This window comes from Campylobacter lari (genome assembly GCF_004357905.1).
In the GTDB taxonomy this organism is placed as follows: Bacteria; Campylobacterota; Campylobacteria; order Campylobacterales; family Campylobacteraceae; genus Campylobacter_D; species Campylobacter_D lari_D.
This window is the reverse complement of record NZ_SMTT01000001.1, coordinates 24,225-48,154: the sequence shown is the minus strand read 5'-3', so window position 1 is coordinate 48,154 and position 23,930 is coordinate 24,225. Positions and strand designations below refer to the sequence as shown.

The window sequence follows — 23,930 nt, the reverse complement described above, 5'->3', positions numbered from 1 at the left end:
ATCATGCAAAATTGGAACTTAAGTACATTATTTAAAGATGAGCAAGAATTAAATCTTTTTTTACAAAAAATCCAAGATGAAGCTTGTGAATTTAAAAAACAATATGAAACTAATCTTCATAGTTTAAGCAATGAGCAATTTTTACAGGCTTTAAAAAATTATGAAGAATTAATCTTAAAGCTTTCCCACATACTAACCTATGTGTATTTAAATTTTGCTCAAGATACTACCAAGGGTGCTTTTTATGCAAAATATGAAAATTTAAGTAAAAAAATAGAAGAAAATCTTTTATTTTTTGAGCTTGAATTTTGCGAGTTAAAAGAAGAAAAAAGTAAAACTTTCATCACATTTTGCAAAGATTATGAGTTTTATTTGAACAATCTTATCAAACACAAAAAACACAATCTTTCTAAAAAAGAAGAAAGAGTTATCTTGGTTCTATCAAGTACAGGTTCAAATGCATTTGCAAGATTATTTGATGAAACCTTTAGTGCTTTAAAATTTAATTTTGAAGGGCAAAAATTAAGCGAGGAAGAAATTCTAAGCAAGCTTTATGATAAAGATAGAAGCATTAGAAAAAAAGCTTCAAAATGCTTTAGCAAAACCTTAAAAAAGCAAAACAAACTTTTAGTATATATTTTTAATATGATTAAAAGTGAACTTGCCAGCATTTGTGAGTTAAGATCTTATGAAAACCCAGAAACTCCAAGGCATATAAGAAATCAAATTTCTAAAAAAAGTGTTGATGCGCTTATTAGTGCTAGCGAGAATAGCTTTGATATCGTTTCTAAATTTTACAATGCAAAGAAAAAAATTCTAGGATATAAAAAGTTAAAAGATTATGATCGTTATGCACCTATTGGAAAAGAAATGCAAGTTGATTTTAATCAAGGAAAGGATATCGTTTTAAAAGCCTTTGAAAAATTTTCTAAAGATTTTTATATGATAGCAAAAGAAGCTTTTGAGAATAATTGGATCGATGTTTATCCTAAAGAATTTAAACAAAGTGGAGCATTTTCTCACTCAAGCACGCCGCTAAGCCATCCTTTCATACTTTTAAACTATACCAACCAAAGACGCGATCTTTTTACCCTAGCTCATGAGCTAGGCCACACTATACATCAAAAACTTTCTTATAAAGTAAGTTTTTTAAATCAAGATACACCTCTAACTACAGCAGAAACTGCTTCAGTGTTTGCAGAAATGTTGATTTTTGATTACATTAAAGAAAATTTAGACAAAGAGGAGCTTTTATCTTTATATGCAGCAAAAATCGAAGATATTTTTGCTACTCTTTATAGACAGATTAATTTTACTACTTTTGAACGCAGATTTCATGCTAAAAAAGAAGAACTAAGCGCTCAAGAACTAAGTGAAATTTGGCTTGAAGAATCAAGAAAAATGTTTCAAGATAGTGTAGTTTTAACCAAAAACTATGGCCTTTGGTATTCTTATATACCACATTTTATACACTCTCCATTTTACTGCTATGCTTATGCTTATGCACAACTTTTAGTTTTAGCACTTTATGGTCTATATAAAAGTGGCAAATGCTCTAATTTTACTTCAATTTATATTGAGTTTTTAAGTAGTGGGGGAAGCAAAAGCCCAAAAGAACTTGTAGCTATGTTTGGCTTTGATATAGAAAGTGATAAATTTTGGAATATAGGCTTAGAGCAAGTTAGGATACTAGTAGATGAATTTTTAAGGCTAAGCAATGATTGATAAAATTTTAAATAATAAAAATTTTATAACTTTAATGCAAAAAAGCATTTATGAATGTTTGCAAATTTTAATCCAAGAAGATATTGAGTTTAATATCATTGTAAATACTAAATTTGTTACACTCGAACCTCCTTTACCACCAGAATTAGATGTAGTGAGCAAAAATCCTTATTGTCTTTTTGCACTTGGTGGTTATACTTTTAAATCCATAGTTTTAACAAATGAGCATATAGAATTTCACGCAGGTTTTGGACCTGATGATTTTGCAACCTTTGTGAAAGTGGATTTAGGGGCAATTACTCAAATTCAAGTTGAAGATAATATCATTTTTGTCAATTTTTCAAACTATTTTAAAAAGCAAAATGATCAAAAGTTAAAAGAAAAATCCATGAATGCTTTTTTAAACAATCCCAACAATAAAGATTTATTTAAAAAATGAGTTTTTTTGAAGGTTTAAATGATAGCCAAAAAGAAGCTATCATGCATATTGATGGAGCTATGCTAATACTAGCAGGTGCAGGTAGTGGAAAGACTAAAACCATTACCACTAGACTTGCCTATTTAATCGATCATGTAGGTATTCCTGCGCAAAATACCCTCACGCTAACCTTTACAAATAAAGCTGCTAATGTAATGAAAACAAGAGCCTTAGCACTTTTACAAGATCAAAATTTACATAATCCCCTTTTATGTACTTTTCATAAATTTGGTTTGTTATTTTTAAGACTTTATAGCGAAAGAATTAATAGAGCAAATAATTTTGTCATTATTGATACAGATGATAAAAAGAAAATACTAAAAGATTTAGCTAGCGAAAATTTGCAAAGCTCTTTAGCAAGCATAGGTGCTTATATTTCAAATTTTAAAAATCAAAGCAAAAGCGCTCAAGAAATACGCAAAGAATTAGAATTTTTAAAAGATGAAAAAAACAAAAATTACGAAGAAATCATTCATTTATATGAGCAATATGAGCATTTTTTAATCCAAAATAATTTCATGGATTTTGATGATTTACTCATGCTAACTAATAAAATTTTAGAAGATGAACAATTTGCACAAGAGCAAAGTCAAAAATATACTTATATAACAGTAGATGAGTATCAAGATACTAATGCCTTACAATATCAAATTCTAAAAAAACTTTGCACGTCTCATGAAAATATTTGTGTGGTGGGTGATGATGATCAAAGTATTTATGGTTGGCGTGGAGCTAAAATAGAAAATATCTTAAATTTCAAAGAACAATTTAACAATGTAAAATTAGTCAAATTAGAGCAAAATTATCGCTCAACTAGCGCTATTTTACAAGCTGCGAATGAGCTTATAGAACATAATAGAAAAAGACTAGGAAAAACTTTAATTTGCACCAAAGATGAGGGCGAAGAAATCACAATTTTACAAAATGATGATGAGAAAATTGAAAGCTTTAAGGTTGCAAGAGAAGTTTCAAAACTTTTAAACTCAGGGATTAATCCTAGTGAAATAGCCATACTTTATAGAGTAAACGCCCTATCTCGTGCTCTTGAAGAAGCTTTTAGCAAAGAAAAAATTCCTTTTAAATTGCTAAGTGGAATTCGTTTTTATGAAAGAGCTGAGATTAAAGATATTATTTCTTATTTAAGATTACTTTCAAATTTAAATGACGATTATTCTTTTAAACGCATTATCAACCGCCCTAAAAGAAATTTTGGTAATGCAAGTTTAGAAAAGCTAGAAAATTATGCCAAAGAAAATCATTTGTCTTTATTTGAAAGCCTATGTGCTTTGCAAGGAAGTGGATTTTTTAGCAAAAAAACAGACAAAGAATTAGAAAAATTCATACTAAGCATACACAAAATCAAAGAAAAAGATGATTTACTTGCAATGATTTTAGCCTTAGAAGAAGAATTTAAAATCAAAGAATTTTACAAAGATAACCCAGAAGGCGAAGATAAACTTTTAAACATAGATGAACTTTATGCTAACTTAAAAGATAAAATCACTCATGGAAATTATAATGGCTTAGATGATATTTTAAATGAAATTTCTTTACTTAATGAGCAAGATGGACTTGATAAAGAAAGTATTTGTATTATGAGTATTCATGCAAGTAAAGGACTTGAGTTTGATTATGTTTTTATCATAGGCTTAGAAGAAGGATTTTTCCCACTCACTAGCGAATCAAGCAATATAGAAGAAGAAAGAAGACTTGCCTATGTAGCAATCACTAGAGCCAAGAAAAAACTTTATTTAAGTTATGCTAATTCTAGATTTTATAAAGGAAGTCGCACAAGATTAGAAAAAAGTAGATTTTTTGGCGAGAGTAATGTAATCAAAAAAGAATTAACACTAGATCATCAAAAAAATTGCTACAAAAAAGGCGATTTAATCAAACATAAAATTTTTGGCATAGGCAGAGTCACTGGGGTAAGTAAAATAGGTGCTGAAGAAAAACTCACGATTAATTTTGGAGGCATAGAAAGAATGATAATGTCAAGTTTTGTGGAAAAAGTGATATGAATAAACTTTTTGTAGCTTATAAACCAAGTGGTATAAGTTCTAATGCTTTTTTAGGCAAACTCAAGAAAAAATATAAAAACAAAAAAGCAGGTTTTTCAGGAACACTTGATCCTTTTGCAAAAGGTGTTTTACTCATAGCCTTTGATCAATACACAAAACTTTTTCGTTTTTTTGATAAAAATCCAAAAGTTTATAAAGCAACACTTTGGCTAGGCGTGCATTCACTAAGCCTTGATAATCAAAATATCAAAGAAATCAATCTTATAAATGCTTTTGATGAGCAAATTTTAGAACAAATTAAAAATGAACTTTTAGGTAAAATCACCTACACCCCACCCGCATTTTGTGCAAAAAAAATAGATGGAGTGCGCTCTTATGAGCTTGCAAAAAGAGGTTTTGAAGTCAATTTAAAATCCTGTGTTATGGAAATTTTTTATACTAAAATTTTACACTATAACCACCCCTTTTTAACCATAGAAATAGCAGTTAGTGAGGGTTCTTATATACGCTCTTATTGTGAATTATTTGCTAGAAAACTTGGTATTAAAGCCACATTAAGCTCATTGGAGCGTTTAAGCGAGGGAAGGTTTTTTTATGAGAATGAAAAAGAGTTAAATCCTTTAGCTTATTTAAATCTTAGAAAAAATACGATAAAATACCCCCAAAAATTACACAATGGACAAAAAATATTTTTGGACGATTTGGAAATTCAAGAAGAAGGTAGCTATATTTTAGAAGAAAAAGATTTTTTTTCTATCATTTCTATCCAAGATAATCAAGTGCAATATTATTTAAATAAGGTATTAAAATGTTAATTTTATCAAGAAAAGAAAATGAAAGTATAAAAATCGGAGATGATATAGAAATCAAAGTAGTTCAAACAGGCAAAGGCTATGCTAAAATAGGCATCGAAGCTCCAAAGTCTTTAATGATACTACGCAAAGAGCTTATCGAGCAAGTAAAAAGTGAAAATTTACATGCAATTAGCGATGAAACGATAAAACTTGACGATCTGAGTAAAAAGCTTAAAAAATGAAAGCTTACGCAAAAGCTAATATTTTTTTAAAAATCATAGGAATTGATTTAAGATCTTATCATTTATTACAATCACGCTTTATTTTACTAAAAAATATTTTTGATGAGTTAAGCTTTAGTGATGAAAAAACCAAAGAAGGGTTTGAAATCACTGGAAATTTTACTCAAGATACTATCATACACAAAGCTTATAAAGAATTAGAAAATTTAGGTTTTTCTAATGAATTAAATGAATTTTTTAAAGACAAAAGTTTAAAGCTTATCAAAAACATTCCCATAGGCGGAGGCCTTGGTGGAAGCAGTACTGATGCGGTTGTATTTTTATTAATGATCAACGAAACTTTAAATTTAAAACTCAACCAACAACAACTTAAACAAATCTGCCAAAAACTTGGCTCTGATTTAATCTTTTTTTTAAGCGGATATGATAGTGCAAATGTTAGCGGGTGTGGCGAGATTGTAGAATATTTTGAAGATGATTTTGCCCAACTTGATTTTACTTTTCCAGCTATTGAATGCTCAAGTGCAAAAGTATATAAAGCATTTGATGAAAGTTCATATGATTTAACAGCGAATTTAAATTTAGCCAAAACACTTAAAACACTCAAAACAAGTGAAATTTTAGAGTATAAAAATACTGATTTAAACGACTTATTTGCTCCTTGTGTAAAAATTTATCCTAAAATGCAAACTTTTCTTAATGAGGCTTATTTTTTAAGTGGAAGTGGAAGTGGAGTTTTTAAGGCTAAATGATGAAAAAAACTATAGTAAAAAACAAAAAAGCTTTTTTTGATTATGAAATTTTGGAAAAATTTGAAGCAGGTATTGTTTTAAAAGGTTCTGAAGTAGTGGCATTAAGAGCTAGTAGAGCAAATTTGAAAGATTCTTTTGTGCGTATTATCAAAGGTGAAATTTTCTTACTTAATGCTCATATTTCTCATCTTAGCACTACACATTCTTTTTATAAGCATGATGAAAAAGGTGCGCGAAAACTTTTAATGCATAAAAAGCAAATCGATAGGCTTTTTGGTAAAATTAGCACCCAAGGCTTTACTATAGTGCCATTAGAACTTTATTTTAATGAAAAAAATAAAGCAAAAGTCTTAATAGCCTTAGCCAAAGGAAAAAACTTACACGATAAAAGAGAAAGCTTAAAGAAAAAACAAGCAGATCTTGAAGCAAGAGCTGCTATGAAAAATCATTATTAAAAAAGGATTTTGATGAAAAAATTTACTTATTTGTTTTTTACATTTGCTTTTGCATTTTTAATAAGTGCTTGCTCAAGTGAAGAAAAAATCGAAAATGAATTTGCATTTGCTGAGTATAAAATGGGTGATGAAATTCTTTTAAAAAGTGTCAATGGTGGCGAGAAAATCCTAGTAAGAACACAAAATGGTTTTGTAGTAAAAGGTGAAGAGAGTAAAATTTTGATGTTTGATTTTTTTGGAACCTTTTGCACACCTTGTCAAGAAGAAGCCACTCATCTAACAAGTTTGTGGCAAAAAAATGCTGACAATTTTATCATCATAGGACTAAGTCATTTTGAAAATGTTAGCGATCAAGCTGTAAAAGATTTTGCCATTAAATATGGGGCTTATTATTTCTTAAGCAATTCTAAAGAAAACGATAGAATTGTTGCACAAGCATTAAAAGATATCAACTATCAAAGCATGGAACAACTTCCTTTTAAAGTAGTTTTAAAAGGTGGAAATTATCAAGATCTAACAGATTTTTGGAATAAAGACTCAAAAAGTTATGTGAAATATTATCTTGGAAAAGTTTCTACTGAGATTATGCAAGAAGATATTACTAGGATATTAAATGGGTCTAAAAAATGAAATTTTAGAACAACAAAAACTAGCAGAACCTAAAATGTTTAAGGTTTTGCTTTTAAATGATGATATTACCACTATGGATTTTGTAATTGAAATTTTAATGAATATTTTTCATCATGATTTTGAAAAAGCAAGTGCAATTATGCTTGAAATCCATCATCAAGGAAGCGGAGTTTGTGGCATATATACAGAAGAAATTGCACTTAGCAAAAAACAGCAAGTTGACATGGCAGCAAAAAATAATGATTTTCCACTCCAAACAAGGATAGAAGAACAATGAAATATAAAGAATTGATTGACTCATTTATACCAAATGCAAGACATTTAAGCTTTATCAATCATCATGAATTTATCACTTGTGAGCATTTGCTTTTTGCTTTAGTTAAGCTTAGCAATGATTTTAAAAATCTACTTGAAGAAATCGGAGATGGTGATTTACAAGGCTTTGAAAATGAATTAAAAAATTATCTAGCTAAAAATAATGAAATTTTAAAAAAAGAAATAGAACCTATTTTTTCTGTGATCTTGGAAAATATATTACACAAGCTAAATGCAAAAAATCAAACAAGTGTGATTGATTTTATCATTGCACTTTGCAAAGAAGAAAAAGCTTATTCTTATAATATCTTAAAAAAACACCTAATAGAAGAAGAAAAAATAAAAGAATTGTTACAAAATGCTGAATTTGAAAATTTAAAAACCCATACCATAGAGCTAGTTGAGCTTGCAAAAAAAGGCAAAATAGATCCTGTTATAGGTAGGAAATTTGAACTTGAAAGAATGATGCAAATTCTAAGCCGTCGTAAGAAAAATAATCCCATTTTAGTTGGTGAACCAGGTGTTGGTAAAAGTGCCATTATAGATGGGCTAGCACTAGCTATAGCTGAAGAAAAAGTGCCAAAACATTTAAAAAACTCAAAAATTTATAGCCTTGATATGACAAGCTTACTTTCGGGGACAAAATATAGGGGTGATTTTGAAAAAAGGTTAAAAGATATCATTAAAGAATTAGAAAATATCCCTAATGCTATTTTATTTATAGATGAAATTCACACCATAGTAGGAACCGGCGCAAGCAATGAAAGTCATGCAGATATGTCAAATTTATTAAAACCTGCATTAAGTAATGGCAATATCAAATGCATAGGTGCAACTACTTTCATAGAATACAAAAATACCTTTGATAAAAACAAAGCTCTAAGTAGAAGATTTGCAAAAATTGATATAGATGAGCCAAGCGAAGAAGAGTGTTTTTTGATCTTGCAAGGCTTAAAAAGCAAATATGAAAATTTTCACAAAATCAAAATCAGTGATGAAATTTTACAAACAAGTATAAAACTAGCAAAACAATTTTTACATGATAAATTTTTACCCGATAGTGCAATTGATTTAATTGATGAACTTGGCGCAAGCTTTGCTTTAGAAGATAAAAAAAGTAAAAAAATAGTAAAAATAAAAGATTTAGAAAATACTTTAGCAAGAATGACACATTCTCATAAAATTTATGAAAGTGATCAAGGTAAAATCTTAAAAAATTTAGAGCAAAACTTAAAGCAAAATATTTTTGGACAAGATGAAGCCATTAAAGCTTTGTGTTCTATTTTAAAACAAAGCTATGCGGGGTTAAAAGGCAAAAATACCCCAAAAGGCGTGTTTTTATTTACCGGTTCAAGTGGAGTTGGTAAAACCGAACTTGCAAAAAATTTAGCACAAATTTTAAACCTTAATCTTGAAAGATTTGACATGAGTGAATACTCGCAAAAACATGATGTGAGCAAACTCATAGGAACTTCAGCAGGTTATGTGGGCTATGAAGATGGCGGCTTGCTTAGTAACAGCATTAGAAAAAATCCATTTAGCGTAGTCTTATTTGATGAGATAGAAAAAGCTCATCCTGATTTAACTAATACCTTTTTACAAATTTTTGATAATGCAAGTTTAACAGATAATAGTGGATTAAAAGCTGATTTTAAAAATACTATTATCATTATGACTTCAAATTTAGGTCTCAAAGAAAGTAATGAACTTGGTTTTTTAAGCAGTGATAAAGAAAAAAGTAATAAAGCCATAAAAGATTTCTTCGCACCTGAATTTATCAACCGTATAGATAAAATCATTCATTTTAATGACTTAAGTCAAGAAATTTTAGAACAAATCGTTCAAAAAGAACTAGATTTAATGGCAAAAAATTTAAACAACATCACCATGGAAGCTGATAAAAAAGTAAAAGAATTTCTTGCTAAAAAAACTAATAATAAAGAATTTGGAGTAAGATTATTAAAGCGCATTATTGCCGAAGAATTAGGCGAGAGATTAAGTGATGAAATTTTATTTGGAAAATTAAAAAATGGTGGTAAATTAAAACTCAAACTTTCCAAAAATGAAAAAATTGAATTTGTATTCTAAACTTTTAAAAAGCCCTGATGATGCGCCTGTTTTTATTAGTGAAAAACTAGAAGTAGATTTTATACCTCATGCTTATAGCTTAGGGCTTTTTCCATGGACTAGCAATCCTGTTACTTGGTGGTGTCCTTCTCCTAGAATGGTGCTTTTACCTGATGAAGTGCACATACAAAAAAGCATAAAAAAATCTTTAAAAGCTTATGAAATAAGACTTAATTTTGATTTTAACTCGCTTATAAATCATTGTGCAAAAAGAAAAAAAACTTGGATAAGTCAAGAATTTATACAAGTTTATACAAAGCTTTTTGAGCAAAATTTAGCTCATAGTGTTGAAGTTTATGAAAATGATGTTTTAATCGGCGGTTTATACGGACTTATAATAGGTAAAATATTTTTTGGTGAAAGTATGATAAGTCTTAAAAAAGATGCCTCAAAAGTAGCTCTAATAAGACTTTGTGAGCTTTTAAAACCATATGATTTTTTAATAGATTGTCAAGTGCCTAATGAGCATTTAAAATTTATGGGTGCTAAAGAAATGACAAAAAAAGATTTTTTGAAAACACTAGAAAAAAAAGTTTCACTTGAAAGTGGCTTTAAAAATTTCAAAAATTTACTATAAAAAGATATACTTATACATAAATAAAATTGCATAAATATTTTGGAATGATTTTTGCTTTTAGTCTATAAAAGCTTTATTTTAAAGGAAAAATTATGATAAGCCCTTTTAAGTCAAAAGAACTTATTGTTGATGCTTTAGCAGGAAGAAACCTAAGAAGTCAAATGATTAATTCTAACCTTGCAAATGTTGATACTCCTTTTTATAAAGCAAGAGATATAGAATTTGAAACTGCTTTAGTTAATAGAGCAAATGAAATTTTCAAAAAAAAAGATACTAAAGAGCTTGAATTAGCAAGCACAAATACAAATCATCAAAAACCTTGGAAATTTCCAGACCCTAATAAATCAACTATTTATTTAAGAGATGGGCATTTGGCAAGAAATGATGCAAATACAGTAGATCTTGATGTAGAAACTACTGAAATGAGCAAAAATACTATGATGATTTCTGCTTTAGATGGTGTTTTAAGAAGACAAAGTAATATTTTTTCAACCATCATAGAAACAAGCTCTAAATTAGGCTAGGAGAAAAATAATGGCTTATTTAAGTGATTTTGATATTAGTGGATATGGACTTAGTGCTCAACGCTTTAGAATGAATGTAATTAGCTCAAATATAGCTAATGCTAATACTACTAGAACAGCAGAAGGTGGTCCATATAGAAGAAGAGAAGTGATTTTTAAAGCAACTGATTTTAACGAATTGCTAAACAAGCAAATAGCTAAAGATAATAATTTTTTAGAATATGAAAATCCTTTAAACGATCCTGCTTCGCAAAAAGATGCAAAACCTGCTATAATGAGCGTAGTAGTTGATAAAGTTGTAAGAGATGATAAAGATTTTCGTATGAAATTTGACCCATCTCATCCAGATGCGAATGAACAAGGTTATGTTGCTTATCCAAATATAAATCCTGTTATTGAAATGGCCGATTTAATAGAAGCAACAAGAGCTTATCAAGCTAATGTAAGTGCCTTTACTAGCACCAAAACTATAGCACAAAGTGCGATAGATTTACTAAGAGGTTAATAAATGAACACTATTAATGGTATAAATCAATTTAACAATGTTAATAACAAAAACAATAATAACAACACAAGCAACATAGGAGATGAGTTTTCGAGTTTATTAAAAAATTCCATCAACGATCTTAATAAAACTCAAGAAACCGCCGAAGCTGCTATGGTAGACATTGCAACAGGTGAAGTCAAAGACTTACATCAAGCTGCAATTGCGATTAGCAAAGCTGAATCAAGTATGAAATTTATGCTTGAAGTTAGAAATAAGGCTATAAACGCATATAAAGAAATTTCAAGAACTCAAATTTAATATATGCTTTCAAACACCATTAGAAATAGGGTTTCAAAAGTAGCTTTTGCTTTTTGTATGGCTCTGTTTTTTATGGCCTTATTTTTACTTTCTACTTTTTTTCTAACCTCAAAACGCCATATACCAAACACTCAAAAAGAACAATATTTTTCCGCTCTTAGAGGCAATATCATCACAAGCGATAATTTTACCGTAACTTCTAGTAGGCAAATTTATAGAGCTGAAATTGATCTAAGGAGCTTAAATCCCGATAAAAAGGATTTATTTTTAACTCTTTTTCAAATTTATAGTGGCGCAAGTGATGAACAAATGCAAGATATAAAAAAAAGAATGCTTGCAAAGAAAAAAAGAAGTTATAATTTTATTTTACTCCAAGATATTAACTCAAAAGATGCAAGTTATTTAAAAGAACTAGCTAAAAAACTTTATACTCAAGGTTTTTTTAAATCCTTCACAAATAATAATGGCAGAGTGGAGACAAGAGGGCTTGATATTATAGAACACAAAGAAGATCGTGTATATATGCCAAAAGATTCACTTACTCCAATCATAGGCTACACAAGAACCTATATGGATGAGCAAAGTGAAATTTTTAAAAATGTCGGCATAAAAGGTTTGGAAAAATACTATAATGAATGTTTAAATCCTTTGCAAAATGCTAAAATTCAAGGTTTAAGAGATATAGGTGGTAATATTATCTTAAATTTGCATTCTTATGAACAACGGAAAATAGATGGTTGTAATTTATACTTAAATATTTCCTTAAAACTTCAAAAAGGTTTAGAAAAAGCTATCGATAAAAGAAATGAAGATCTAAAAGCCAATGAAATTATAGTTGCCATCATGGAAAGCAAAAGCGGAAAAATTCTAGCACTTGCTAGCTCAAGAAGATACGATCCGCAAAATCGCGGAAAAGATCTATCTGTGCTCAATGCAAGTGCCATAGAATATGGCTATGAAGCAGGATCTGTTATAAAACCTTTTATATTTACCACTGCATTAATGCTTGATAAAATCAAAGTTGATGAAATCATTGATACTCAAGGTGGACAATACAAACTTGGTCGTTTTACCATACGCGATGATCACAAAAAAAACAAAATGAGCATGGAAGAAGTTATTACTTACTCTTCAAATGTCGGTATGATTAAAATTGCCCAAAGATTAAGTAATCTTGAAATCATCTCAGGACTTAGAATTTTTCGTTTTGGAGAAAAAAGCGGTATTGATCTTCCTTATGAGCAAAAAGGAGAAATACCAAATCCAAAAAGATTAAGAGAAGTTGAAAAATCTGTATTAAGTTATGGTTATGGCTTGAAAACAACTTTTATACAACTTTTAGCTGCTTATAATGTATTTAACAATGATGGAATTTACATCACCCCACAAATTGCAAATAAAATTTATCAAGATGGGCGTTTAATAAAACTTGATGATGAAGTTAAAAAAGAAAAAATTCTTTCAAGCAAAGCTGCCAAAGAAATGCAGCAAATTTTAATTAATGTTATAGAAAAAGGAACCGGTAAAAAAGCACGAACTCAAGGTATCATTATAGGTGGAAAAACGGGTACAGCTAGGATTGCTGAAAGAAAAGGCTATACTTCAAATCGCTATAATGCCTCGTTTTTTGGCTTTGCAAATGATGAGAAAAATACCTACACCATTGGAGTTTTAGTAAGACATCCTACCAAAGCTTATAGTTATTATGCCGCACAAAGTGCTTTACCTATGTTTAAAGATACAGTAAATCTTTTGATTAAAGAAAGTTATTTAAAACCCATAATAGAAAGCAAAAACAATGACATTAAAAAATAAAATTACAATAATAATCTTTTTTATATTGATTTTTTGTTTCGCTTATTTAAAGTATTGGGTTTTATTATTTATAACTTTACTTGTGTTTTTAGTTATATTGTATTTACTCAAACTGCAATCAAAAAAGATAATCCACAAACCAAAAACAAAAGAAACTCTTAAATATTTGATACTATCAGATATTCCGCTTAAAAATATAGATACAAGCAATGTTAACAATATTGAAGGAGTGTTTTAGGATATAAGATCCAATAAGCTCTAAATAACTACAACAAAAAAGCTTAAAATTCATTGCTGGGATGTTTCAAATGTATTATGATTTTTTTGTGAATCTATTTTCAAAATTCCTTTTTCAAAAACTCCAAAATTTAATCAAGATTTAAACAATTGGAATATTGATAGTGTTATAAGCACACAAAGTATGTTTAGTGGATGTATAAATTTCAATCAAAAACTATCAAACTGGAATTTAGAAAATATCCCGAGAAAAAAATATATGTTTTTTAATACCGCTATAAAACATTAATATAAAAACTATATTTTTACTTGATTTAAAATAAACTCTATAAACTCATCACTATCATTAGGACATTTAATAAGCTCATAATCGCTTTTTGCTAAGTGCCTATATTCAACTCCAAGCTCAAAAATCGTTTCAGAACAATCTATACAAAAAGATACAGGATAAATCAAAGCTTTTTGATCTAAACTTTCTAAAATATCACTTGTGTTAGGCTCAAGCCATTTAACTGGACCTAGTTTTGATTGATATGATAAAATGATTTGGTCAAATTTATTTTTAAGTTTTCCTTTTAAAATATCCACATGCTCTTGCACATGTTTTTCATACAAATCACCTTTTTTAATCACTGAAAGCGGTAAAGAATGCGCAGAAAAAATCAAAGTTTTATAATCGTATTCTCTCTTTTTTTCTAAAATATGCTTTATAATCATTTCATTATAAAGTTCATCTTTATAAAAAACATCAATGATTTTTACATTAGCTTGGTTTTGGATATTTCTTAGCTCATTTTCCACTACTTCTAAAGAACTAGTTACAGTGGTTTTAGAATGATGAGGATACAAAGGAAATAAAATAATTTCGTCATTTTTTTGAAAATCATATTTTGAAAAAACCTCATTTGCAAAAGGTGGTACATAAAGACTAATAAAATCGAATTTATATTCTCTAGTTTTAGAATTTAATTTATCACATAAACTTTGTGTGATTTGAGTAAGTGGAGATTTTCCACCCATTTTTTCATAGTTTTGTTTCATAGCTTTTAATCTTGATTTTCTTATCATAAAGGCTACAAATTTTCTTAAAAAAACATTTTTTATCCCTAAAATATAAGGATCATTAAACATATTTTTTAAAAAAACTTCACATTCGTCAAGTTTATTCACCCCGCCCATATTTAAAAAAAAGATATGTTTCATTATCAAACACCTTCTAAAATTTCTTGTACTCTCAAAGCATCTTCAATGCTAGCCAAATTTTCACAAACCCCATTTTGTAAAAACTCGAAAAAAGCCTCATGCTCAGCATATAAAGGAGAATTTTTATATAAATTTGGAATTTTTTGCATATTAATAAAAAGTTCAAAATTTTTAAGATCAAGTTCATAAGTATGTTTTTTACCTAAAAGTGTGATCTTTCTTATAATACATTGTCCATTCCAACTATCATGGATATTTGCTAAAATATTTTCCAATTTTAAACCTATCATTACCTCATCTTCAAATTTATCATGATGAAAGCTTTTATAAACATTTGCTTTTAAAATTTGTTCTTGACTTAAAAATCTAACTAAGTCAATATCATGCACACTAAGATCACTTAAAACACCCACATCATTTATTCTTTGTGGATAAGGAGAAATTCTTTGTATGTTAATACTTATAATCTCATCTTCTAAAAGTTTTTCTTTTAAAGTTAAAATAGCCGGATTAAATCTCTCACAAAAGCCCACCCCTACTCTGACTTTATTTTCTCTAGCTTTTTGCTCTAAAATTAAAATTTCATCTACATTTAATGCCAAAGGTTTTTCTATCAAAACATTTTTTATTTTAGGAAAAACCTTTAAAGCTATATCTAAATGCGTATGAGTAGGCGTAGCAATGATAACACCATCAAGATTTTGTGCTAAAAAATCATCAAAATTTTTATGAAAAAAGTGTTTAAATTTATCTTTACAGAAAGGATCATAAAGATGAATTTCTTTTACTTTTAAATTACGCTCGAGTTCTCTTAAATGGTTTTTACCCATTTTACCAAGGCCTATAAGCCCTATTTTCATTTAAAAGCCTCAATCACTCTAATTTGGTGTTCTTCTTTTAAAAACGCACTCATAGGTAAGGATAAAATTTCATCACTTAATAGCTCTGTATTTGGCAAATCACCTTTTTTATAAGCAAGACAATCGAAAGCTTCTTGCAAATGAAGCCCCAAAGGATAATGCACCGCAGTAGGTATACCTTGCTCTTGTAATTTTTGCATGAATTTTTCTCTATTCTTTACACGCACGCTATATTGAGCCCAAGCACTCACAAAATCATCTTTTCTTGGCGGTAAAATACAATTTTTTAAATTTTCATCATAAACTTTTGCTATTACTTCTCTTTTTTTAATCTCTTCATCTAAGTATTTTAATTTCACATTTAAAACAGCCGCTTGGATGGTATCAAGCCTTCCATTAATACCGATGTATTTATGCTTATATCTTTGCACTTGTCCATGATTTAAATAAATTTTTATTTTTTGCGCTAATTCATCATCTTGGGTAAAAATCGCCCCGCCATCTCCATAAGCACCTAAAGGCTTAGACGGAAAAAAGCTTGTGCAAGATATATCAGCTATAACACATGATTTTACACCCTTTTGACTAGCTCCAAAACTTTGCGCACTATCTTCTATCAAAGCAATGTTTTGACTTTTACAAAGTTCTTTTAAAGCAAACATATCAGGCATAAGCCCAAAAATACTCACAGCAATTATAGCTTTAGTTTTAGGCGTGATAACACTTTGAACTTTTTCTAAACTAAGATTATAATCCTTAAAATCAATATCTACAAAAACAGGCTTAGCACCGATTAGAGCAACCATTTCAGCCGTAGCTATAAAGGTAAAACTTGGTACTATTACCTCATCATCCCTACCCACACCCAAAGCCATTAAGGCTAAAAATAACGCACTTGTGCCACTTGAACAGCCTATTGCATGTTTGACACCTACATATTTAGCCAAATTATTTTCAAATTCTTCTAATTTTGCACCACCTATAAAAGAGGTGCTTTGTAAAACTTCACCAATAGCCTCATCGATTTCATTTTTATAAGCATTATATTGAGCATTTAAGTCTATAAAAGGAATTTTCATTATATTAACCTTATAAATTTAAAATCATGATTATAAGATAGTTTTACTTAATTTAAAGTATTTTTGGTATTATTTTAAGCAAAAAACTAGCTAGGAAAATCTATGGATATAAGAAAAGAATATTTAGAATTTTTTAAATCAAAAGGACATGAAATCACTCCTTCAAGCCCTTTGGTGCCTGATGATGCAACTTTACTTTTTACTAATGCAGGTATGGTACCTTTTAAAAGCATATTTACCGGAGAAGTACCACGCCCTAATCCTCCGCGTAAAACAAGCTGTCAAACTTGTATAAGAGCTGGTGGAAAACATAATGACTTAGACAATGTAGGCTATACGGCAAGACATCATACTTTCTTTGAAATGCTTGGGAATTTTAGTTTTGGAGATTATTTTAAAGAACAAGCTATTGCTTATGCTTGGGAATTTGTAACTGAGGTTTTAAAATTACCTAAAGAAAGATTATATGTAACCGTTCATGAAAGTGATGATGAAGCATATGAGCTTTGGCAAAAACATATAGAAAAAGAAAGAATTTATAAATTTGGCGATAAAGATAATTTCTGGCAAATGGGCGATACTGGACCATGTGGACCTTGTAGTGAAATTTTTTATGATCAAGGCGCTGAATATTTTAATTCTAGCGAAGATTATATGGGTGGAGATGGAGATAGGTTCTTAGAAATTTGGAACCTAGTTTTTATGCAGTATGAAAGAAGTGCAGATGGAACGCTTACTCCATTACCAAAACCAAGTATTGATACAGGCATGGGGCTTGAAAGAGTTAGTGCTATAAAAGAAGGAAAATTTAGTAATTTTGATAGTTCTTTGTTTATGCCTATTATTGAGAGTATTGCAAAACTTTGCGGTAAAACTTATACTTATGAAAGCGGAGCTAGTTATAGAGTAATTGCTGATCATATAAGATCAAGTGTATTTTTACTTGCTCAAGGAGTTGGGTTTGATAAAGAAGGCAGGGGCTATGTTTTAAGAAGAATTATGCGTCGTGCCTTAAGACATGGATATTTGTTAGGTCTTAAAAGAGCTTTCATGTATGAGCTTGTAGATGTAGTTTGTGAGTTAATGGGTGGGCATTATACTTACTTAAATGAAAAAAAAGAATTTATTAAAGAACAAATCAAACTAGAAGAAGAAAGATTTTTAAGCACTATTGAAAATGGTATAGAAATTTTTAACGAAGAACTTAAAAAAACTAAAGATATTTTTAGTGGTGAAGTAGCTTTTAAACTTTATGATACTTATGGTTTTCCGCTTGATTTAACCCAAGATATGCTAAGAGAAAAAAATCTTAGTATAGATGAGGCTAAATTTAATGAGCTTATGCAAGAACAAAAAGATAGAGCTAAGGCTTCTTGGAAAGGAAGTGGGGATAAAGCAGTTAGCGGGGACTTTAAAGTTTTATTAGAAAAATTTGGTAAAAATGCTTTTAGTGGCTATGAAAATTATGAAGAAAAAACTAAAATCATGGCTATTTTGGATGAAAATTTTAAAATCATAACCGAAACTAAGGCAGGAGATATAGCGTGGTTAATGCTTGAAAAAACTCCATTTTACGCAACAAGTGGAGGGCAAAGTGCTGATATAGGTTTTATCAATGAAAATGAGGTTTTAGATACACAAAAATTCTTTGATATTAATCTTAGTCAAGTGAAATTAAAACAAGATCTTAAAACAAACGATGAAGTGTTAGCTTGCATAGATACTAAAAAAAGAGAACAAATCGCAAGACATCATAGTGCGACACATTTATTACACCATGCTTTAAGAGAAATTCTTGGCTCACACATTAGCCAAGCAGGCTCTTTAGTAGAACATAATAAATTAAGATTTGATTTTACTCATCCAAAAGCTCTAAATAAAGAAGAATTAAAGCAAATAGAAGCTTTAGTAAATACCTACATCATGCAAGCAAATGAAACTAAAATTGAAATTTTAGCTTTAGATGAAGCTAAAAAAAGTGGTGCAATAGCTTTATTTAGTGAAAAATATCAAGAAAAAGTAAGAGTTTTAACCCTAGGAGCTAGCAAAGAGCTTTGCGGTGGTACTCATGTGAAAAATAGCTCTGAAATAGGAAGTTTTTACATCATCAAAGAAAGTGGTGTTAGTGCTGGGGTTAGAAGGATAGAAGCGGTGGTAAGTAAAGCTGCACTTGATTATGTTAGTGAAAATTTAAAAGAGCTTAATCAAGCCAAAGAAGAATTAAAAACTCAAGATATTTTAGGCTATGTAGCAAAATTAAAAAATGAAATAGTCAGTTTAAAAAATGAATTAAAAAATTCAAACAAAACAGAATTAAACTCTAAAGAACTAAATGGCATTCAATATTGTATACAAAAAATAGATAGTGGTGATATAAAAACTATGATAGATGAGTTTAAAAACAAATTTAACAAAGCTGTAATTTTACTTTTACAAGAAAAAGAAAGTAAGATTATCATAGCAGCAGGTGTTAAAGACACTTCGTTAAAAGCTGGTGTTTTGGTAAAAGAAATTGCACAAATGCTTGGTGGAAACGGTGGCGGTAGAGATGATTTTGCAACAGCTGGCGGTAAAGATACAAGTAAAATAGAACAAGCACTTGATCATGCTAAAAAAATCATAGAAGAAAGTCTTGCTTAATGCTTTATTTAGCTTCAAGTTCGCCTTCACGCGTTGCTTTATTAAAAGAAGCAAATATCGCTTTTGAACAAATTATTATCGATTATGATGAGAGTTTGGTAAAAAAAGATAATCCAAGCTCTTATGTGCAAAAAATTGTTTTAGAAAAAGAAAGACAGTTTTTTGCAAAATATCCTGATTTTAAAAATGTTTTATTTGCTGATAGCATAGTTTGTGCTCAAAATATCATTCTAACTAAAGCTAAAAGCGACAATGAGGCTTTTAATATGCTCAATTTGCAAAGTGGCAAAAGCATTAGCGTTTTAAGCGCGATGATTTTAGTTTTAGAAGATAAAAAGATTTTTAATCTTAGCAAATGTGATTTGATCTTAGATAAATTTGATTTAAAAGATATGCAAGAATACATTGATTCAAAACTTTATCAAGGTAAAGCCGGTGCTGTGATGTGTGAGGGATTTCATAAAAAATACATTAAAAAAATCATAGGCCATCAAAGTACAGCACTAGGGCTTAATATAGAACTTTTGAAAGCATTTTTATGATAAAAATTTTAAAAATATTTCTTTCTTTTTGTATAGTATGTATGGTTGGAGTTTTTATATTTATTGCATATTTGTTTTCTGATTCTGATTTAAATCAATATACCTTTAAAGATTACAAACCGCCTCTTACAACACAAATTTTTGATAAAAATGGAAAATTAGTTGCAAATGTTTTTGAGCAACACCGCTTTTATGCCCCTTATGAAGAACTTCCACCAAGACTTATAGAAGCTTTGGTAGCCATTGAAGATACTAGCTTTTTTGAACATGGCGGGGTTAATATAGATGCAATTTTTAGAGCAGCTATTAAAATCATAAGAAGCGGTGGAAAAACTATGGAAGGAGCTTCCACTCTTACTCAACAATTCATAAAAAATACAGAATTAACTCCTGAGCGTACTTTGAGCAGAAAGCTAAAAGAAGCTTTGCTTGCATATAAGATAGAAAATACTTTAACTAAAGAGCAAATTTTAGAAAGATATTTAAATTTCATCTTCTTTGGACATGGATATTATGGAGTAAAAACTGCTGCGCTTGGGTATTTTAGAAAAAATTTAGATGAGCTTAGTTTGAAAGAGATTGCCATTTTGGTAGGTATGCCAAAGGCTCCAAGTACTTATGATCCTACTAGACATTTAGATCTTTCTTTAGCTAGAGCAAATAGCGTAGTACAAAGAATGTATAATCTTGGTTGGATTTCTAAAGAAGAGTATGAAAACGCCTTAAAAGAAATTCCAAAAGTATATGATGATACTTTAACACAAAATGCAGCCCCTTATGTTACTCAAGAAGTTTTAAAACAACTAAGCGGGATTAAAGACTTAAAAAGTGGTGGCTATAAAATAGAGCTTGCCATTGATCTTGATGTGCAAAATATTGCAAGAGAAGCCTTAAAATTTGGCTATGATGAAATAGTTAAAAGAGATAAAGATGCAAATTTAAGCACACTCAATGGAGCTATGATAGTAGCAAATCATCAAAATGGAGACATTTTAGCCTTAGTTGGCGGGGTAAATTATACAAAAAGTAATTTCAACCGCGCCACTCAAAGCTTAAGACAACCGGGGAGTTCTTTTAAGCCTTTCTTATATCAAATTGCCATTGACATGGGCTATTCTCCTATGAGTAAGGTTGCTGATATTTCAAGAATTTTTGAAAGTACTAAAAAAGATGAGAAAGATTGGAAACCTAAAAATTATGGTGGAAAATTTCTAGGACTCATAAGTTTAAAAGAAGCGCTAACTGGCTCAAGAAACCTAGCTACCATAAATTTAGCTCTTGCCCTAGGACTTGATGTAATCCACGATAAGCTTCAATTTATGGGCTTTGAAAACATACCGGTTGATTTATCTATAGTTTTGGGTAGCTTTGGAATTTCCATTTATGATTATGCTAAACTTTACACGGTATTTGGAAACTATGGTGTGCAAAAAGACTTATTACTCATTAAAAGAGTAATCGATAAAAATGGTAAAATAGTAGTAGAATTTAATTCCGGAGAAAGAAAAATCAGTGAACCTGAACAAGCTTTTTTAGTCAATGATATGATGCAAAATGTTGTAAAAAAAGGCACTGGGCGTAATGCTAGAGTAGAAGGGATTGAAATAGCTGGAAAAACAGGTACTTCAAATAAAAGTATAGATGCGTGGTTTTGTGGCTTAACTCCTGAAATAGAAGCTATCATTTGGTATGGAAATGATGATAATAAGCCTATGAAACAAATAGAAGGTGGTGCAAGAACTGCTGCGCCGGTTTTTAAAGAATTTTTAACAAAATACTTAGAACTTTATCCTGATAGCGCTAGAAAATTTATCATCCCAAAAGGGGTTTATCAAGGAATTTATGAAAAACAAAGAGAGTACTACACCAATACTTCTCCATTTCCAAAAAACAACCCTGCTCTATCTGAAAATAATGAGGTAATTTTTTAAAAATATTTTTTATAAAATAATAAAAATTATCCTTCTATTTTCCTTTATATGTTTTAATATCACAAAATATATAAAGGATGCTTCATGAATATCACAAACGAACAATTATATAACAAAAGACGCCATTTTTTAAAACTAGGTGCTGGAGCTTTAGTTAGTTCAGCTTTAGTTCAATCTGAATTAATGGCATTAAATTTCTTTCCTGATCCTAACAATGAAAAATTAAATTTAAGTGAAGAAAAAATTGCAACTAATTATGTTAATTTTTATGAATTTTCTACTGATAAAAAAAGAGCTGTTGAGCTTGCAAAAAATTTCAACACAAATGGTTGGAAAATAGAAGTTAGCGGGGAAGTTGAAGAACCTTTGACTTTAACTATGCAAGATTTATTGGCTTTTCCATTAGAAGAGAGAATTTATAGATTTCGCTGTGTTGAAACTTGGTCCATGGTGGTGCCTTGGGTTGGTTTTGAATTGCGTGCTTTAATAGAAAAATGTAAAGTTAAAAGTGAGGCTAAATTTATAAAATTTACCACTCTTTTTGATAAAAATCAATTTGCCGATCAAGCCTCATTTTTTCCAACTCTTGATTATCCTTATGTAGAAGGCTTAAGATTAGATGAGGCTATGCACCCACTAACACTTATGGCTGTGGGCATGTATAAAAAGCCTTTATTAGGACAAAATGGAGCACCGATTCGCCTTGTAGTTCCATGGAAGTATGGCTTTAAAAGTATAAAATCTATTGTAAAAATAGAATTTACCAAAGAACAACCTAAAAGCACATGGGAGTTAGCAAACCCTAGAGAATATGGATTTTATGCTAATGTTAATCCAAATGTCTCTCACCCAAGATGGTCTCAAGCAAACGAGCGTCCTTTGGGAGATTTTTTCACTAAGCCTACGCAAATGTTTAATGGCTATGAAAAAGAAGTAGCGCATTTGTATAAAGATATGGATTTAAAGGTTAATTTTTAATGAGCAAAAAAGTTTATAATATCAGTGGATTTTTAGCTTTTGTTTTAAGTATTGTTTTTAGTGTTTATCAAATCATGCAAGAATTTGATATTGTAAAATCTGTATATTTTTATAGTGGTGTATTTGGCTTAATCTTTTTTGGATTAAGCCTATTTTTTTCACTTTTAAAGTATAAACACACAAAAGATTACCCTAAATTTTTAGGTTTTTATGCATTTTTTTGGGTTTTGATTCACTTTTTTAATTACTTTGCTTTTAGTAAAAATTTAGATTTAATGCTTTTTTTCAAAGATACTTTTAGTAAAAATTTAGAATTTAGTGGTTTTATAAGCTTTTTTATACTCACACTTATGTTTATAAGCTCATTTAAGCTTTTTAAAAAATTAAGTAAGATAAGAAAACTTGGCTATTTTTGCTTTTTACTAGTATCTTGGCATTATTTTTTATCTGCAAAAATACCGCAAATTCCACATTTTTTAGCACTGAGCCTAGCTTTAATTTTCTTGTTTTTTAAATTATGGAATAATTACAAAAAAAGAAGAAGTAAATATTTACAAGCTCAATCATTATAAAAACATTTTATATTTTCCACAAACCCTCAACAGAGAGTTTGTGATTTAATCATCGTTTTTAATACTAATATAAACTAATGCTAAAAGCATATAGGTTACTAATCTAGTAGCATCAGGCAAACCATTCCAAGTTTTACTCATCCACATGCCAAACCACTCTGCAGCCACCACTTGAAAACCAAAAAACCATAACAAACAACAACAAGTTAAAGCAATGATTCCAAATTTTTTAGCTTCATGGAAAGTTTTTACATCTAAATTTCTTGCTTTAAACATATCTAAAGCACCTTTTAAAGCAGTCAGCATAATAAAAGCTTCAAAACAAATAATAAAGATATAAGCAATATGATGGATCGTAGAATTTGTAATAGCCCTATAAATAATAGCATTACCTAAATAATCAGGCTTAGTATCCATACTCATAACATGTTTTACAAACTGAAAATTTGAATTATAATCAGTTATATTACCAAAAACAACAATAGCAGCCAAAGAGGCAACGGTAAGCAAGATAATCATTTTAGAATATCTTATTACACTCATCATAGAAAAACTACAATTGCAATTCATTAAATACTCCTTTTTGTTAAAGTTATATTAATATAATACAACAAATATTAAATAAAAC

25 protein-coding genes are annotated in these 23,930 nt (G+C 29.4%); 21 read left to right on the top strand and 4 right to left on the bottom strand.

All coding sequences use genetic code 11. The features are described 5' to 3' along the window. Positions 1-3: 3 nt before the first annotated feature. The 16 genes from E2O22_RS00270 (at position 4) to E2O22_RS08155 (ending at position 13,786) form a co-directional block, all read left to right on the top strand. A complete protein-coding gene (locus tag E2O22_RS00270) occupies positions 4-1,725 on the top strand; it encodes a M3 family oligoendopeptidase (protein ID WP_133318701.1) in 1,722 nt (573 codons plus the stop codon). Continuing rightward, entirely contained in the window at positions 1,718-2,164 is a 447-nt protein-coding gene (locus E2O22_RS00265; RefSeq protein ID WP_133318700.1) for a hypothetical protein, read from the top strand. The genes E2O22_RS00270 and E2O22_RS00265 overlap by 8 nt, the downstream gene beginning before the upstream one ends. Further along, positions 2,161-4,224 carry an ATP-dependent helicase gene (locus E2O22_RS00260; RefSeq protein WP_133318699.1) on the top strand — a complete coding sequence of 688 codons (2,064 nt, stop codon included), beginning with the start codon at positions 2,161-2,163 and terminating at the stop codon, positions 4,222-4,224. Before E2O22_RS00265 ends, E2O22_RS00260 begins: the two co-directional genes overlap by 4 nt. Beyond that, positions 4,221-5,039 (top strand): pseudouridine synthase family protein, encoded by an 819-nt coding sequence (locus E2O22_RS00255; RefSeq protein WP_133318698.1) that lies wholly within the window; start codon positions 4,221-4,223, stop codon positions 5,037-5,039. Before E2O22_RS00260 ends, E2O22_RS00255 begins: the two co-directional genes overlap by 4 nt. Then, positions 5,033-5,260: a carbon storage regulator CsrA gene (gene csrA / locus E2O22_RS00250; RefSeq protein ID WP_012661763.1), complete on the top strand. Its 228-nt coding sequence runs from the start codon at positions 5,033-5,035 to the stop codon at positions 5,258-5,260. Before E2O22_RS00255 ends, csrA begins: the two co-directional genes overlap by 7 nt. Continuing rightward, entirely contained in the window at positions 5,257-6,012 is a 756-nt protein-coding gene (locus E2O22_RS00245) for a 4-(cytidine 5'-diphospho)-2-C-methyl-D-erythritol kinase (RefSeq protein ID WP_133318697.1), read from the top strand. The genes csrA and E2O22_RS00245 overlap by 4 nt, the downstream gene beginning before the upstream one ends. Then, on the top strand, positions 6,012-6,467 hold the full coding sequence (gene smpB, locus E2O22_RS00240) for an SsrA-binding protein SmpB (RefSeq protein WP_039668585.1): 456 nt from the start codon (positions 6,012-6,014) through the stop codon (positions 6,465-6,467). Before E2O22_RS00245 ends, smpB begins: the two co-directional genes overlap by 1 nt. A 12-nt stretch (positions 6,468-6,479) precedes the next feature. Continuing rightward, positions 6,480-7,097 carry a thioredoxin domain-containing protein gene (locus tag E2O22_RS00235; RefSeq protein WP_133318696.1) on the top strand — a complete coding sequence of 206 codons (618 nt, stop codon included), beginning with the start codon at positions 6,480-6,482 and terminating at the stop codon, positions 7,095-7,097. After that, positions 7,081-7,374 carry an ATP-dependent Clp protease adaptor ClpS gene (locus E2O22_RS00230; RefSeq protein ID WP_133318695.1) on the top strand — a complete coding sequence of 98 codons (294 nt, stop codon included), beginning with the start codon at positions 7,081-7,083 and terminating at the stop codon, positions 7,372-7,374. The genes E2O22_RS00235 and E2O22_RS00230 overlap by 17 nt, the downstream gene beginning before the upstream one ends. After that, positions 7,371-9,500, top strand: coding sequence for an AAA family ATPase (locus tag E2O22_RS00225; protein WP_133318694.1), 2,130 nt, complete (start codon positions 7,371-7,373; stop codon positions 9,498-9,500). The genes E2O22_RS00230 and E2O22_RS00225 overlap by 4 nt, the downstream gene beginning before the upstream one ends. Further along, entirely contained in the window at positions 9,475-10,116 is a 642-nt protein-coding gene (aat, locus tag E2O22_RS00220) for a leucyl/phenylalanyl-tRNA--protein transferase (protein WP_133318693.1), read from the top strand. The genes E2O22_RS00225 and aat overlap by 26 nt, the downstream gene beginning before the upstream one ends. Before the next feature lie 92 nt (positions 10,117-10,208). Further along, a complete protein-coding gene (gene flgB / locus E2O22_RS00215; protein ID WP_133318692.1) occupies positions 10,209-10,640 on the top strand; it encodes a flagellar basal body rod protein FlgB in 432 nt (143 codons plus the stop codon). A 10-nt stretch (positions 10,641-10,650) separates the two neighbouring features. After that, the gene (gene flgC, locus E2O22_RS00210) at positions 10,651-11,145 is read left to right on the top strand and encodes a flagellar basal body rod protein FlgC (protein WP_133318691.1); all 495 of its coding nucleotides are present in this window, start codon (positions 10,651-10,653) and stop codon (positions 11,143-11,145) included. Positions 11,146-11,148: 3 nt separating this feature from the next. After that, a complete protein-coding gene (gene fliE, locus E2O22_RS00205; protein WP_133318690.1) occupies positions 11,149-11,445 on the top strand; it encodes a flagellar hook-basal body complex protein FliE in 297 nt (98 codons plus the stop codon). 3 nt (positions 11,446-11,448) lie between these two features. After that, positions 11,449-13,260 carry a peptidoglycan D,D-transpeptidase FtsI family protein gene (locus E2O22_RS00200; protein WP_133318689.1) on the top strand — a complete coding sequence of 604 codons (1,812 nt, stop codon included), beginning with the start codon at positions 11,449-11,451 and terminating at the stop codon, positions 13,258-13,260. Between the two features lie 334 nt (positions 13,261-13,594). Continuing rightward, a complete protein-coding gene (locus E2O22_RS08155; RefSeq protein WP_133318972.1) occupies positions 13,595-13,786 on the top strand; it encodes a BspA family leucine-rich repeat surface protein in 192 nt (63 codons plus the stop codon). Between the two features lie 8 nt (positions 13,787-13,794). Here E2O22_RS08155 and hemH read toward each other — a convergent pair whose 3' ends face one another. The 3 genes from hemH to E2O22_RS00180 are packed head-to-tail and all read right to left on the bottom strand — an operon-like array spanning position 13,795 to position 16,633. Continuing rightward, positions 13,795-14,700 carry a ferrochelatase gene (gene hemH, locus E2O22_RS00190; protein ID WP_133318688.1) on the bottom strand — a complete coding sequence of 302 codons (906 nt, stop codon included), beginning with the start codon at positions 14,698-14,700 and terminating at the stop codon, positions 13,795-13,797. Positions 14,701-14,702: 2 nt separating this feature from the next. Continuing rightward, positions 14,703-15,560, bottom strand: a complete 858-nt coding sequence (locus tag E2O22_RS00185; RefSeq protein ID WP_133318687.1) for a Gfo/Idh/MocA family protein — start codon at positions 15,558-15,560, stop codon at positions 14,703-14,705. Continuing rightward, positions 15,557-16,633 (bottom strand): DegT/DnrJ/EryC1/StrS family aminotransferase, encoded by a 1,077-nt coding sequence (locus E2O22_RS00180; RefSeq protein WP_243705622.1) that lies wholly within the window; start codon positions 16,631-16,633, stop codon positions 15,557-15,559. The genes E2O22_RS00185 and E2O22_RS00180 overlap by 4 nt, the downstream gene beginning before the upstream one ends. Before the next feature lie 108 nt (positions 16,634-16,741). On the opposite strand from E2O22_RS00180, the gene alaS reads away from it, so the two are divergent. From alaS to E2O22_RS00155, 5 genes are all read left to right on the top strand, one after another. Continuing rightward, positions 16,742-19,279 carry an alanine--tRNA ligase gene (gene alaS, locus E2O22_RS00175; RefSeq protein ID WP_133318685.1) on the top strand — a complete coding sequence of 846 codons (2,538 nt, stop codon included), beginning with the start codon at positions 16,742-16,744 and terminating at the stop codon, positions 19,277-19,279. Continuing rightward, a complete protein-coding gene (maf, locus tag E2O22_RS00170) occupies positions 19,279-19,821 on the top strand; it encodes a septum formation inhibitor Maf (RefSeq protein ID WP_133318684.1) in 543 nt (180 codons plus the stop codon). Before alaS ends, maf begins: the two co-directional genes overlap by 1 nt. Then, positions 19,821-21,752 carry a PBP1A family penicillin-binding protein gene (locus E2O22_RS00165; protein WP_133318971.1) on the top strand — a complete coding sequence of 644 codons (1,932 nt, stop codon included), beginning with the start codon at positions 19,821-19,823 and terminating at the stop codon, positions 21,750-21,752. Before maf ends, E2O22_RS00165 begins: the two co-directional genes overlap by 1 nt. An 84-nt stretch (positions 21,753-21,836) precedes the next feature. Further along, complete coding sequence (gene msrP, locus E2O22_RS00160) at positions 21,837-22,730, top strand: protein-methionine-sulfoxide reductase catalytic subunit MsrP (RefSeq protein WP_133318683.1); 894 nt, start codon at positions 21,837-21,839, stop codon at positions 22,728-22,730. Beyond that, on the top strand, positions 22,730-23,302 hold the full coding sequence (locus E2O22_RS00155) for a cytochrome b family protein (protein ID WP_133318682.1): 573 nt from the start codon (positions 22,730-22,732) through the stop codon (positions 23,300-23,302). Before msrP ends, E2O22_RS00155 begins: the two co-directional genes overlap by 1 nt. 45 nt (positions 23,303-23,347) lie before the next feature. Here the strand turns inward: E2O22_RS00155 and E2O22_RS00150 are convergent, their stop codons facing one another. Further along, complete coding sequence (locus E2O22_RS00150; protein WP_207920993.1) at positions 23,348-23,872, bottom strand: DUF2165 family protein; 525 nt, start codon at positions 23,870-23,872, stop codon at positions 23,348-23,350. Positions 23,873-23,930 lie beyond the last annotated feature (58 nt).